Annotated in this window: 13 protein-coding genes and 1 tRNA gene; 6 read left to right on the forward strand and 8 right to left on the reverse strand. The window is 67.1% G+C overall.

The window, feature by feature from the left end; all coding sequences use genetic code 11:
- Positions 1 to 2 precede the first annotated feature (2 nt).
- Positions 3 to 87: transfer RNA gene (locus BM252_RS15845), tRNA-Leu, on the reverse strand.
- A 345-nt stretch (positions 88 to 432) separates the two neighbouring features.
- Between BM252_RS15845 and rnr the strand changes: the two genes are divergently transcribed.
- From rnr to BM252_RS15865, 4 genes are all read left to right on the forward strand, one after another.
- Positions 433 to 2,949, forward strand: coding sequence for a ribonuclease R (rnr, locus tag BM252_RS15850; protein ID WP_093388639.1), 2,517 nt, complete (start codon positions 433 to 435; stop codon positions 2,947 to 2,949).
- Positions 2,950 to 3,693: a 23S rRNA (guanosine(2251)-2'-O)-methyltransferase RlmB gene (gene rlmB, locus BM252_RS15855; RefSeq protein ID WP_093388640.1), complete on the forward strand. Its 744-nt coding sequence runs from the start codon at positions 2,950 to 2,952 to the stop codon at positions 3,691 to 3,693.
- A gap of 202 nt (positions 3,694 to 3,895) precedes the next feature.
- A complete protein-coding gene (gene cysE, locus BM252_RS15860; protein ID WP_093388641.1) occupies positions 3,896 to 4,630 on the forward strand; it encodes a serine O-acetyltransferase in 735 nt (244 codons plus the stop codon).
- Between the two features lie 16 nt (positions 4,631 to 4,646).
- Positions 4,647 to 5,324 (forward strand): YceH family protein, encoded by a 678-nt coding sequence (locus tag BM252_RS15865; RefSeq protein WP_093388688.1) that lies wholly within the window; start codon positions 4,647 to 4,649, stop codon positions 5,322 to 5,324.
- A gap of 99 nt (positions 5,325 to 5,423) precedes the next feature.
- Here the strand turns inward: BM252_RS15865 and BM252_RS15870 are convergent, their stop codons facing one another.
- The 7 genes from BM252_RS15870 to BM252_RS15900 all read right to left on the reverse strand — a co-directional run bounded on the left by BM252_RS15870 (position 5,424) and on the right by BM252_RS15900 (position 11,752).
- Entirely contained in the window at positions 5,424 to 6,221 is a 798-nt protein-coding gene (locus BM252_RS15870; RefSeq protein WP_093388642.1) for a substrate-binding periplasmic protein, read from the reverse strand.
- 146 nt (positions 6,222 to 6,367) lie between these two features.
- Positions 6,368 to 7,003 carry an NAD(P)H-binding protein gene (locus BM252_RS15875; protein WP_093388689.1) on the reverse strand — a complete coding sequence of 212 codons (636 nt, stop codon included), beginning with the start codon at positions 7,001 to 7,003 and terminating at the stop codon, positions 6,368 to 6,370.
- A 163-nt stretch (positions 7,004 to 7,166) separates the two neighbouring features.
- Complete coding sequence (locus tag BM252_RS15880) at positions 7,167 to 8,225, reverse strand: glycosyltransferase family 9 protein (protein ID WP_093388643.1); 1,059 nt, start codon at positions 8,223 to 8,225, stop codon at positions 7,167 to 7,169.
- Between the two features lie 128 nt (positions 8,226 to 8,353).
- Positions 8,354 to 9,463: an alpha/beta fold hydrolase gene (locus tag BM252_RS15885; protein ID WP_093388644.1), complete on the reverse strand. Its 1,110-nt coding sequence runs from the start codon at positions 9,461 to 9,463 to the stop codon at positions 8,354 to 8,356.
- Between the two features lie 89 nt (positions 9,464 to 9,552).
- A complete protein-coding gene (locus BM252_RS15890; RefSeq protein ID WP_093388645.1) occupies positions 9,553 to 10,509 on the reverse strand; it encodes a hypothetical protein in 957 nt (318 codons plus the stop codon).
- Complete coding sequence (locus tag BM252_RS15895) at positions 10,506 to 11,363, reverse strand: ABC transporter ATP-binding protein (RefSeq protein WP_093388646.1); 858 nt, start codon at positions 11,361 to 11,363, stop codon at positions 10,506 to 10,508. The genes BM252_RS15890 and BM252_RS15895 overlap by 4 nt, the downstream gene beginning before the upstream one ends.
- The gene (locus BM252_RS15900; protein WP_093388647.1) at positions 11,360 to 11,752 is read right to left on the reverse strand and encodes a GntR family transcriptional regulator; all 393 of its coding nucleotides are present in this window, start codon (positions 11,750 to 11,752) and stop codon (positions 11,360 to 11,362) included. Before BM252_RS15900 ends, BM252_RS15895 begins: the two co-directional genes overlap by 4 nt.
- A gap of 212 nt (positions 11,753 to 11,964) precedes the next feature.
- On the opposite strand from BM252_RS15900, the gene BM252_RS15905 reads away from it, so the two are divergent.
- Positions 11,965 to 12,546 carry a DUF1439 domain-containing protein gene (locus BM252_RS15905; protein WP_245774282.1) on the forward strand — a complete coding sequence of 194 codons (582 nt, stop codon included), beginning with the start codon at positions 11,965 to 11,967 and terminating at the stop codon, positions 12,544 to 12,546.
- Positions 12,547 to 12,652: 106 nt separating this feature from the next.
- Positions 12,653 to 13,405, forward strand: coding sequence for a hypothetical protein (locus tag BM252_RS15910; RefSeq protein WP_093388648.1), 753 nt, complete (start codon positions 12,653 to 12,655; stop codon positions 13,403 to 13,405).
- Positions 13,406 to 13,418: the final 13 nt, after the last annotated feature.

Here is a 13,418-nt window from a genome sequence, read left to right on the forward strand (position 1 = left end):
AGTGGTGCCCACGGAGGGACTCGAACCCCCACACCTTGCGGCACATGGACCTGAACCATGCGCGTCTACCAATTCCGCCACGTGGGCACTGATGCTGCTCAACAACTTCTGCTATTATAGCGTTTTGGAGAGTTTTGCGCCAGATGAGCTTTCGCTCCTTACTGCACATCAACCCTGTCTTACGCTTCCCGTGTTGACGCTGTTTTTCAACGTTGTCGCTGCGAGAGACCAGAATTATAGAGGAATCGCCGACGTTGTCAAAGCCGTTTTGCATTAATTTTTCAAAACCCCGTCGAGCGACGCGCCGCGTTAGGTAAAGAGCCCCGAATCCAAGTACACTACGGCCTATCACCGTGTCAATATATTGACGGTGGCAGTTTTCAGGCCGGAACTTCCATTTGATCACTGTCAATAATAACTATAGAAATACTTTTGAACCAATCTACCCACACCATTCCCAGCCGGGAGGAAATTCTCGGTATCTTCCGCAGCGCCAAGGCGCCGCTCGACTTGCGCGCCCTCGCCAAGTCCCTCAAAGTAGGCACCGAAGCGCAGACTGTGCTGTCGCGCCGGCTCAACGCGATGGAACGCGACGGCCAGCTGAAATCGGATGACACGGGGCACTTCGTGCTGGCCGAGCAGACCGGTTTCGTGGCCGGCCGCGTCAGCAGCCACCGCGACGGCTTCGGCTTCGTCATTCCCGACGAGCCGGGCGACGACCTGTTCCTGCCGGAAAAAGAGATGCAGAAAGTGCTGCATGGCGACCGCGTGCTGGCCAAGGTGGTCGGCGTCGACCGCCGCGGCCGTCCGGAAGGCACCATCGTCGAGGTGGTCAGCCGCGCCAACACCCACATCATCGGCCGTCTGCTCAACGAGAACGGGGTCTGGGTCGTGGCGCCGGAAGACAAGCGCATCGCCCAGGACATCCTGATCAGCGGCGGTGTCGGCAAGGCCAAGTCGGGCCAGATCGTCAGCGTCGAACTGACCGAGCAGCCGATGCGCTTCAAGCAGCCGGTCGGCAAGATCTCCGAAGTGCTGGGTTCGCTTGACGACCCCGGCATGGAGATCGAGATCGCCGTGCGCAAGTTCAACGTGCCGCACATTTTCTCCGACGCCGCCCTCAAGCAGGCCGCCAAGCTGCCCGACGTGGTGCGCGAGTCCGACCTGGGCGAGCGGGTCGACCTGCGCGACGTGCCGATGGTCACCATCGACGGCGAGGACGCGCGCGACTTCGACGACGCGGTCTACTGCGAGCCGGTCAAGATCGGCCGCAGCAACGCCTTCCGTCTGATCGTCGCCATCGCCGACGTCAGCCACTACGTCAAACCGAACGACGCGCTCGACACCGACGCGCTCGAGCGCAGCACCTCGGTCTACTTCCCGCGCCGGGTCATCCCGATGCTGCCGGAAAAGCTGTCCAACGGCCTGTGCTCGCTGAACCCGGCGGTCGACCGCATGACCCTGGTGTGCGACGCCGTCATCACCGCCAAGGGCGAGATCAAGGCCTACCAGTTCTACCCGGCCGTGATCCACTCGGCGGCGCGCCTGACCTACACCGAAGTGGCCGACATCCTCGGCAACACCAAGGGACCGGAGGCCAAGCGCCGCTCGGCCATCGTGCCGCACCTGCAGAACCTGTACGACGTCTACCAGGCCCTGTTGAAGGCGCGCACCGAACGCGGCGCCATCGACTTCGAGACCACCGAGACCTACATCGTCTGCAACCCGTCGGGCAAGATCGAGAAGATCATCCCGCGCACGCGCAACGACGCCCACCGCCTGATCGAGGAATGCATGCTGACGGCCAACGTCTGCGCCGCCGACCTGTTGATCCGCAACAAGCATCCCGGCACCTACCGCATCCACGCCAGCCCGACCAAGGAAAAGCTGACCCAGGTGCGCACCTTCCTCAAGCAGGTCGGCCTGAACCTGAACGGCGGCGACAAGCCGACGGCGGGCGACTACGCCGAGCTGATGAAGAAGGTCAAGGAGCGCCCGGACGCCGGCCTGCTGCAAACCATGCTGCTGCGCTCGATGCAGCAAGCCGTCTACAGCCCGGACAACATCGGCCACTTCGGCCTGGCCTACGAGGCGTATGCCCACTTCACCAGCCCGATCCGCCGCTATCCCGACCTGCTGACCCACCGCGCCATCAAGGCCATCCTGCTGGGCAAGAAGTACGAGCCCAAGGTGCTGGCCACGAGCGTGCTCAACACCAACGTCTCGAACGCCACGCGCAAGCAGCAGGCCAAGGACAAGGCCGACGGCAAAGAGAAGAAGTCGGCCGACATGACCATCTGGGACGCCCTCGGCGTGCACTGCTCGGCCAACGAGCGGCGCGCCGACGAGGCCTCGCGCGACGTCGAAGCCTGGCTCAAGTGCTACTTCATGCAGGACAAGCTGGGCGAGGAGTTCACCGGCATCATCACCGGCGTGACCACCTTCGGCATCTTCGTGCAGTTGGATAGTCTGTTTGTCGAGGGCCTGGTGCACGTCACCGACCTGGGCGCCGACTACTTCCAGTACGACGACGCCCGCCACGAACTGCGCGGCGAGCGCACCGGCCAGCGCTACCAGCTGACCGACAAGGTCACCGTCCAGGTCACCCGTGTCGACCTGGAAATGCGCAAGATCGACCTGCGCCTGGCCGGCGTGCCGGTGGCGGCACCGAAGGGTCCGCGCGGCAAGGGCGGCGCCGAAGTCGACGAGCCGGTCTCCGGCGGTCGCGGCCGCAACCACAACGGCGGCGGCCGGACCAATGTCAAGCCCGGTCCGAAGACGCAGTCGCGCCACGAAATCAAGACCAGCGAGCCGCAGGCCCAGGCCCAAGCCGCGCCAGCGGCCAAGGCCAAGGCCGCAGGCGGCCGCAAGTCGAATGCCGCGGCGGGTGCCGCGGTAGCACCCCGAGCAGCCAAGCCTGCCTCAAAATCTGGTAAGAAGAAGCGATAAATGAAGAATAAAATGATTTTTGGTTTCCATGCGGTGACTTCGCGTTTGCGTCACGAGGCCTCGTCGGTGGAAGAGATTTTCATCGATGCGACCCGTAGCGACCGCCGCATGCAGGACCTGGTGGCCAACGCCAAGAGCCTGGGCGTGCGCGTCATGCCGGTCGACTCGTCCCGTCTGGACAAGATCGTCGGCACCCGCCGCCACCAGGGCGTGATCGCCTTCGCCTCCGAACTGGCGCTGGCGCGCAACCTCGACGAGCTGCTCGACGCCATCGACGGCCCGCCGCTGCTGCTGGTGCTCGACGGCATCACCGATCCGCACAACCTGGGCGCCTGCCTGCGCGTCGCCGACGGTGTCGGCGCCCACGCCGTGATCGTGCCGAAGGACCGCGCGGTCGGCCTCAACGCCACCGCCGCCAAGGTCGCCAGCGGCGCCGCCGAAACGGTGCCCTACATCACGGTGACCAACCTGGCGCGCACCCTGCGCGACTTGAAGGACCGCGACATCTGGCTGATCGGCACCTCCGACGACGGCGACAAGGGCCTGTACGAAGCCGACTTCACCGGCCCGACCGCGCTGGTCATGGGTTCGGAAGGCGAGGGCATGCGCCGCCTGACCCGCGAGACCTGCGACATGCTGGTCAGCATCCCGATGTTCGGTTCGGTCGAGAGCCTGAACGTCTCGGTCGCCTCCGGCGTTTGCCTGTACGAGGCGCGCCGCCAGCGCATGGCCAAAGAAGGCTAAGCTAGTTCCCGCCGCGCCGCTTCCCGGCCGGCAAGCCGCTGACTTGAATCCACCCCGAGGCGTGAAGCTGGGGTCAGACCCCTCGGGGTCTGACCCCGGTTTGGCATCGGGGTAACAGGTGCAAGGCCAGCGGCTCCCCCTCCCAGCAAACCCCGACCGGATGCGCTACCATCAGCCATCGGCCGCCCCACCAGTGCAAGCCATGTTCCACCACCTGCGCCAAGACATTCAGAGCATCATCGAACGCGATCCCGCCGCCCGCAACGCCTGGGAAGTGCTGACCTGCTACCCCGGCCTGCAGGCCATCGTCATGCACCGCTGGGCGCATTGGTGCTGGCAACACGGCCTGAAGTGGGGCGGCCGCTTCATCAGCTACCTGGCGCGCATCGTCACCGGCATCGAGATCCACCCCGGCGCCAGCATCGGCCGCCGCGTCTTCATCGACCACGGCTTCGGCGTGGTCATCGGCGAGACCGCCGTGGTCGGCGACGACTGCACCATCTACCAGGGCGTGACCCTGGGCGGCACCTCGCTGCACACCGGCGCCAAGCGCCACCCGACCTTGGAGCGCGGCGTCATCGTCGGCGCCGGTGCCCAGGTGCTGGGCAGCTTCACCGTCGGCGAGTTCGCCAAGGTCGGCTCCAACGCCGTGCTGCTCAAGCCGGTCCCGGCCGGCGCCACGGCGGTCGGCAACCCGGCCCACGTGGTGCAGAAGGACGCCGGCACCGGCGCCCAGCTGTTCGCCGCCTACGGCGTCACGCCGAACGGCGACGACCCGCTGTCGAAGGCGCTGCGCGGCCTGATCGACCACGCCGCCACGCAGGAGCGGCAGATCGAGCGCATGCTGGCGGCGATGCGGGCCGCCGGCCTGAGCTGCCAAGGCACTGCCGAATGTGATAAATTTGATTCCGTACAACTCAACAAGCTAGTCGACTAAGGATCTGCGTATGAACATGGAATCGTCGCCCGAGGGCACAGCGGTACTGGACCCGTTTGAAATCCGCGTGCTCGCCGTGCTGGCCGAGAAGGAGGCGACCACGCCGGACAACTATCCGCTGTCGCTCAACGCCATCACCAACGGCTGCAACCAGCTGTCGAGCCGCGACCCGGTGATGTCGCTGTCGGAGGACACCGTGGCCGAGGTGCTGCAGCGGCTGATGCAGCGCAAATACGTCAACGGCATCACCCAGGCCGGCGCCCGCGTCACCAAGTATGAGCACCGCATGCGCATCAAGTGGTCGCTCGAGCAGGACAAGCTGGCCATCCTCAGCACGCTGATGCTGCGCGGCCTGCAGACCGCCGGCGAGATCCGCACCCGCACCGGCCGCCTGCACGAGTTCAAGACGGTGGCCGACGTCGAACTGGGCCTGCAATTCTTGATCGACAAATACCCGCCGCTGGTGGCCCGCCTGGCCCTGGCGCCCGGCACCAAGGAGCCGCGCTACGGCCAGCTGCTCGGTGGCGAGGAGGCCCTGGCGCGCGAGGAGACGGCGGCCGGCTTCGCCGGTTCGGTGTCGGCGCCGCAGCACGGCGGCCGCGTCGGCCAGCTGGAGCACGAGGTGGCGCTGCTGCGCCGCGACGTCGACGAGCTGCGCGAGCAGTTGCAGGCGTTCCGCCAGCAGTTCGAGTAAGCCGGCCGCGCGCGCCGCCTGCCACGGCGGCACGTCGCGCAATAGCCCGGCGCCGGCGGGGCGTTTTGTCGCGGCGGACGGCTCCGACAACACCGCCACTCAGTCGATTAGCAATTCGCTGGCCAGTTCGGCGCCGATATGGCGCCTGAATATCGCCAGCAAGGTGCCGTCGTCATGCATCGCCTGGATCGCCTTGACCAGTCGGCCGGCGATAGGCTCGGGGATGCGCGCGCGCGCGAGGACCAAGCCGTGCGGCACGCTGTTCCGGGGCGACCAGTCCAGCACGCGCACCTTGTCGCTGAGCGCCTCTTGCCGCAACATCGGCACCCAGCTGGTGGGCAAGGCCAGAATGGCCTGCACCCGGCCGATTTTCAGCAGCCGCACCACCGCGCGGAAATCGGCCGCCTCGTGGACCCGGCCTTGCGCGCGCAACTTGTCGATCCAGATGTCGTAATCGCCGCCGTGTCTGAAACTCTTCACCACCGCGACCTTGTACGAGGCCTGTGCCAGGAAGCCCTCCGGCGTGGCGGCCTCGGGCGGCAGGGTTCCCTCCAGCAGCAGATAGTTGCGCGTCTTGAAATAGGGGATGAACTGGGCGAATTTCTCCCGCTCCGGCGTGGCGATGCCGGACACGGACATGTCGAGCTTGCCGCTGGCCAGCTGGCTCCAGATGCGCACGCGCGACTCGAGCGTGGTCTGGAAGCGACAGCCGGTGCGCCTGGCCAGTTCGTCGACCACGTCTTTGTCGATGCCGGTCCAATGCCCGTCCGGCCCACGGTAGTACAAGGCGCCCAGTTCGTAATAGGCCAGCGCGATGTCGCCGCACTCCGCTGGGCCGGCGCGAACGGCGCCGAGGGGGCACAGCAGCAGGCCACAAACCAGCAGGTGTTTGAACATATCGGCTCGACCCCATTTGCTCCACAGTAGCGCAGGGCCGCGCCGAAGTCAACGTGCTCAGGTCTGCCGGTGGAGGGCGTCGCGCAGCACGCGCCGGTGCTGCGCGCGGTGTTGCTTGGTCAGGACGGGACGTCCCAGGCGCTTCCCTATTGGTGGATGGCTTCGGATTCCACAATGAGTTCACCGGCCTCTGGGGCGAGGACGCGCTCGAGCAGGCAGCGCGCGATCGCCTCGGCCGGCACCGGACGGTAGCGCGCCGGCAGCAGGCGGCCGGCCAACCGGGCCAGCAGTATGCCGGCGGCCTCGGCCGGCCGCATGGTGGCGCGGACGGTGTCAATCAGCGCCGGCCGCACGATGACGTAGCGCTCGAAGCCGACCGCGCGCACGCCATCCTCGGCCTCGGCCTTGGTGCGCTGGTAGAAATTGCCCCTTTGGCTGGCGCCCAGCGAGGAGTTGAGGGCGAACGCGCGCGCGCCCGCCGCGCGTGCACGGCGCGCCAGCGCGACCGGCAGCTCGCGGTCGACCGCCGCGAAGGCCGCCTGCGAGCCGGCCGCGCGTATCGTCGTGCCCAGCGCGCAGATGACGGCGTCGGCGGCGAACCAGCCGGCCCGCTCCGGTAGGTCGACGAAGTCCAGCACCGGGTTGTCCAGCCGGGGATGCGGCGCCAGCGGCCTGCGCGTCGGCGCGGCGACGCGGCCCACGCGCGGATCGGCCAGCGCCAGGCGCAGCACATGGGCGCCGACGGCGCCGGTGGCGCCGGCCAGCAGCAGGGTGACGGGCATGCGGCCTCCTTGGTTTTTTACCAGATGATACGCGACTTTGCGCCGCGTCGCGGCGATGTCGGGCGAGTGCGCGGTGGGCGTCATGCCGCGCCCCTTCAACCCCTCGTGCAGGGCCGCGCCGAACAGCAGCACATAGGACTTGCTGGCGCTGTAGGACGCAGCACTAGCAGGCCATCAGCTCGTCGAAGGCGTGCAGGCTGGCCTGCTGGTCGATGGCGCCGATGTGCTCGGTCTGCGACAGCACGATGCGGAAGTGGTCGCACATCGGATAGAACCAACGGTGGTTGTCGGTGTTGATGTAGAACCCCAGCACCTTCTTGTTGTAGGCCGAGGCCAGGTGGATCACCGCCGTGTCCGGCGAAATGACCAGCTCGCACTGTTCGATCAGCGCCGCCAGCTCGAGGATGCTGGACGTGGCGAAGGACAGTTGGACGTTGTCGCGCTGCACGGCGGCGACGATGCCCTCGGCGCGCGCCCGGTCGCCCGGCGGATGGATCACCAGCAGCGCGTGGTCGCGGTATTTGTCGGCCAGCGCGCGGCATAGCGCCACCGCGTCCTCGCTGGCGATGGTGCGGTTGGCCATGCTGCCCTGGTAGTTGAAGCAGACGATGCCCTTGTGGCGCCGCTTCAGCTCGGCGATGAAGTCGCGCGGCCCGGCCGGCAGTTGCTCGACGCCGAACAGCTCGTAGCGCGGGTTGACCTCCTTCAGGTCGAAATTCTTCAGCGCGGAAAAATAGCTCTCCAGGATGTGGCGGTCGCGGTTGCAGTCGACCGTGTAGTCGTACATGCCGAGCTGCTGCGTGCCGGTGCCGTACTTGTTGATGTTGAAGCCGATCAGGTGCTTGGCGCCGAGCAGCTTGAGCCGGGTCAGCCAGGGAATCGAGAAGGCGTTGGTGGTGCTGAAGATGACGTCGTAGCGCTGGCGCCGTATGCCGAGCACGATCTTCAATGTGTCGAGTCCGCTGCCCCAGTCCCAGATCAGAATGTTGCTCACGTGCGGGCAGGCGCGGATCACCGCCTCGTTGACGCTGCTGGCGGCGACGTCGATCTGCAGCGCGGGGTAGGCCGCCTTGAGCTCGCGCAGCAGGGGCGTCGAGACGATCATGTCGCCGATGCGGTCGTTGCGCAGGATGAGCATTTTCTTGATCTTGCTCGGATCGAAGGGAACTTTCCCGGACTTGTCGAACAGGAGATGCAGCAGGTGTTTCTTGAGGAAGGACATAGTGGCGCTCAATGGTGCGGTGGCGGCCGCCGTTTACCGGCCGCGAATAATGCACCATTGTAATGGATCTAGTGGTACTTGCTTAAAAGTAATCCTGCCGACGGCGCCTGGTGGGCGCCGCCGGCCGCTCATTTGAGCAGCGGACGGACGCGTTCGTTGAGCAGCTTCCACTGGGCGTCGAGCAGGGCCTGGTTGGGATCGTGGCCGCCACGCGGCAGCAGCACGAACTCCTTCTGCGGCGCGCGGATGCGGTCGAAGTAGCGCTTCGCCACCCCCGGCGTGGTCAACAAGTCCTCGGCGCCGTGGACGATGAAGACCGGCAGGGCGAAGTCGGCGCCGAGCGCCGGCAGATCGACCTGGGCGAACATGCCGTCGCCGTTGCGGCCGACGAATTGCAGGTAGGAGTAGTCCTCGCCGGCCTCGTCGTCGATCAACTGCTGCGCCGTCAGATAGTCGTCGGCGCGCTTCCACCAGGCCGCCGGTGCCGGGTCGGTGGCCAGTGCCTCGTACTTGCGGTCGATGCGCCGCAGCACGCCGAAGCTGCGCGGATCGCGCCACGGCGGCGCGCCCAGCGCCTCCAGCTTGGCCACGCTGGCGCTGTCGCCGGCGCCGCGCGCCAGGGCCAGCAGGGCCTCCCGGCTGGTGCGCATATTCTCCGTCGAGTTGACCAGCTGCGCCGCGCCGACATAGGCGTGGAACAGCTCGGGCCTGGCCTTGGCCATGCTCACGGCCAGGTAGGAACCCCAGGAGCCGCCCATCAGGATCAGCTTGCGCTGGCCCAGGTGGCCGGTGAGGAAGGCGGCCAACTCCACGCCATCGTCGCGCAGCTGCGCCGCCGTCAAGGGCAGGTCCTCGGCCGGCCGGTTCTTCCCATAGGTTTTGCCGGCGCCGCGCTGGTCCCACTGCACCAGCGTGTAGTCCTTCTGCCAGGCGCCGTAGATGGCGTCGGCGTAGGGGCTGAGCGGATTGCCCGGGCCGCCGTGGACCACCAGGATCACCGGGTTGGCGCAGCTGGCGCCCTTGATGGTGACCCATTGCGCGATGCCGCCGATGGCCACGTAGCCGGCCTCGTTGACGGCCTCGTTGACGCCCTGCGGCGCGGCGCCGCAACGCAAGGGCGGCGTGCGCGCATCCAGCGTGGCCGGCGCGGCGGCCGGCGTTTGCGCGCTGCCGTTGGCGGCCGCCAGCAGCAGCAGCGCGGCGGCGAGGAGGGCGGGGAAGACGGGGAGTGCGCTCATGCTATGCCTTGCGAGAAGTGGCGGACGGTGTGACATTGTGCAGCAGGGGTGGGGCGGGCGCCGGCCTGGTGGCCGGACGCCCGCCGCTATCAGCCCTCCTCGCGGCGGCGGCGCAGCCAGATGGCGCCGGCGATCATCGCCACGCCGGCGGCGACGCCGATCCACACGTTGGCGTGCGCCAGCGTGCCCCAGGATTGGCCGAGGATGTTGCCCAGGTCGGCGCGGTGGCCGTCGGCGGCCAGCAGCAGGACCGGGTCGACATGCTCGACCGCCAGCCAGGAGCCCGGCGCCACGCCCAACAGCATGCGGCTGACCACCTGCTGGATCAACCAGTCGATGTTCCAATCCAGGTGGAAGGCGTGCTTGGCCCACTTGGCCAGCATCATCGCCAGCAAAGGCGCGCCGACCGCCCACAGGAACACCTTGGAGCGCGCCCAGCTCGACACCAGCAGCAGCCAGGCCACCGTCGGCAGCGCCCACAGCGCGTACACCGGTAGCAGGGCCAGCAGTTGCAGCGGCGCCAAATAGAAGGCCGGCGACATCAGCAGCGGGCCGAACAGGTTGAGTCCCTTGAAGGCGGCCGCCGTGCAGATCATCAGCAGCACCGCCAGCGCGGCCAGCGCGCCGACCACGGTCACCACCAGCGGCGCCACGCCGAGCGCCAGCAGCAGCTTGGACAGCACCGTCGTGCGGTCCGACACCGGCAGCGACTTCCAGAACAGCAGGCTGCGGTCGCGCCGCTCGTCGTACAGCGCGCCGAGGCAGTAGAAGAACACCAGGAAGCCGAGCATCAGCAGCACCGGCGCGGCGGTGGCGATGTAGCCGTGCGCCAGCACGTCGAGGATCTTGGCGCGCATCGCCGGCGTGGCGTCGATCATGCCCAGCGTGATCGACTCGCCGTTGATGTCGATGCTGCCGCTGCTGCCGTACAGCAGCACCAGCGCGGTGAAGGCGGTGATCAGCCCGCCGACGATGGCCGGCGCCCACAACAGCATGCCCTTGTGTTCCCACAGTTCGCGCTTGATCAACCATGTCATCGTTTTCATGCGTAGCTTCCTTTCATGGTCGCGACGAACAGGTCGGCGACGCTGGGGGTGCGGGTTTCGCCGAAGACGGCCAGCTGGCTGCGCGCCACGCCGTCGAACAGCATCACGGACTTGCCGAACACGGTGCGCTGGCTGAGCGGCTGCAGCGCGGTGGCGGCGACGGCGTAGGGCGGCTCGACCATCACCTCGGTGAAGCGCTCGCCGATCTCGTCCATCGAGGCCGACAGGGTGATCTTGCCGTCGCGGATGAACAGCAGGTCGGTCAGGATGTGCTCGACCTCCTCGATCTGGTGGGTGGTGATGAGGATGGTCTTGCCCTCGTCGAAATAGTCCTCCAGCAGATTTTGGTAGAACTGCTTGCGGTACAGGATGTCCAGGCCCAGCGTCGGCTCGTCGAGCACCAGCAGGCGGGCGTCGATGGCCATCACCAGCGCCAGGTGCAGCTGCACCACCATGCCCTTGGACATGGCCTTGACCTTCATGTTCGGCGCCAGCTTGGTGTGGGCGATGTAGCGCTCGGCTTTTTCCCGGTCGAAGCGCGGGTGCACGCCGGCGACGAAATCGACCGCGTCCTTGACCTTCAGCCAGCGCGGCAGGATGGCGACGTCGGCGATGAAGCAGACGTCGCGCATCAACTCGTCGCGCTGGGTGCGCGGGTCCAGCCCCAGCACGCTCATCTGGCCGTCGAACTGGGTCAGGCCCAGCATGGCTTTCAGCGTGGTGGTCTTGCCCGAGCCGTTGGGGCCGATCAGCCCGACGATGCGGCCGGGCTGGATCTCGAAGCTGGTCTGGTCGAGCGCCAGCGACTTGCCGTAGCGCTTGCTCAAATTGCTGGCGGAGACGATGGCGTTCATGCCGCACCTCCCGCAGTCGGCAGGCCCGGCTGGCCCGGCTGGGCCGCCTGCAGCAGCTGTTGCAGGTCCAGGCCGAGGCGGCGGATGCGTTCTATCATGGCCGGCCACTCCTCGCGCAGGAAGCGCTCGCGTTCCGTGGCCAGCAGCTTGTCGCCGGCGCCGTCAGTCATATACATACCCAATCCCCTCCGTTTTTCCACTAAATTTTCGTCGACCAGCTCCTGGTAGGCCCGCGATACGGTGATCGGGTTGAGCTGGAAGTCGGCCGCCACCTGGCGCACCGACGGTAGCGCGTCGCCCGGCTTGAGCAAGCCGTCGAGCATCATGCCGATCACCCGCTCCTTGAGCTGGCGGTAGATCGGCGCATTGTCATTCCAGCCCATGGTCATGGTCGCTGCTCCCTGGCTGCTGTGTTGATGATTCGGACATTCATGTATCCCCCTTGGTGATATAACGAAGTGGTGTTGTAGTGAACTATAACACCGATGTTGACAAAATCAAGTGTTTTTTTGGCAGCGTGGGCCGGACGTGCCGGGCCGTCGCGGCGGAAATCGAGTAAACTCTGCGCTCTCCCGCGCCTGGAAAACCAACAAGGAAGCACATGAACGATATCGCCAACTTCACGCTGCGGCGCCGACGCCTCGGCCTGGCCGCGATGGCCGTGGCGGCCAGCACGCTGTTGGCCAGCTGTTCGACCTTGATCGGGCCGCGCCAGGTCGAGCTGCCGCTCGACCGCATGCAGCAGGGGCTGGACAAGCGCTTCCCGCTGCGCCAGCGCGTGCTGGCCGTGTTGGAGGTGGAGCTGAGCCATCCGCGCCTGCGCGTGCTCGATGCCAACGACCGTGTCGCCCTCGAACTCGACGCCAGCGTGGTGCCGCTGCTGGGCCGCCAGTCCTGGCGCGGCAGCATGGCCATCTCCGGCCGGTTGCAGGTGGACCGGGCGCACAACGCCATCTACCTGAGCGACGCGCATGTCGACCGTTTCGCCTTCGACGGCATGGACGAGGGGCGGCAGAACCAGCTGGCCAGCGTCGCCAATCTGCTCAGCGACAAGGTCATCAAGGACATGCCGATCCACCGTTTCCGCCCCGAGGACCTGCGCTACGCCGGCGTGCAGTTCGAATTGACCGGCATCGCCACCAAGCCCGGCGCGCTGGTCGCCACCTTGGCCCCGGCACCCTGAGCCGGCGCCGGAATCTTAAGCCGCGCTTACCATGGCGGCCGCGCGCTTGCCGCGCCGTCGCGCAGCTTCTACAATCGGCCTCATTGACTAGACTATTGGAGTAGGCATGGCGATTTTCGGCATTGGATTGCACGTACTGGTGGCGCTGTTTTTCGCCATCCACGCGATCCGCAACGGACAGCAGCTGTTTTGGCTGCTGATCCTGTTCTCCTTCCCGCTGCTGGGCAGCGTGGTGTACTTCTTCGCCATCTACCTGCCGGGCTCCGGCTGGCAGCACGGCGCGCGCAAGGTGGCCAAGGTGGCCGTCAAGACCTTGGACCCGAGCCGCGAGCTGCGCGAGGCGCGCGCCGCCTTCGACTACACGCCGACCGCGCAAAACCAGATGCGCCTGGCCGCCGCCCAGTTGCAGGCGGGCGACGCCGCCGAGGCAGCCAATACCTACGAGGCGGGCCTGCAGGGGCCGTTCGCCGGCGATCTGGAGATCCGCTTCGGCGCGGCGCGCGCCAACTTCGCCTGCGCCCGCAGCGGCGCGGCGGTGGCCCACCTGCAGCAGATCCGCCAGGCCGACGCCAACTTCCGCGCCGAGCAGGTCTCGCTGCTGCTGGCCCAGGCACTGGCCGGCGCCGGCCGCCAGGCCGAGGCGAAGGCCGAATTCGAGTTCGCCGTGGCGCGCTTCGGCAGCTTCGCCGCGCGCGCCGAGTGCGTGATTTGGGCGGTGGCCAATGGCGAGCAGACGCTGGCCGCGCGGCTGCGCACCGAGCTGCTGCCCACCATCGAGCGCTGGAACCGCCACACGCGCGACATCAACCAGGAGCTGCTGCGCCGCCTCGACGCGGCGTTCGGCCAGATCCGCGGCTGACGCCGCCTCCGCG

The sequence above is a fragment of the Rugamonas rubra genome, from assembly GCF_900114705.1.
Lineage (GTDB): Bacteria > Pseudomonadota > Gammaproteobacteria > Burkholderiales > Burkholderiaceae_D > Rugamonas > Rugamonas rubra.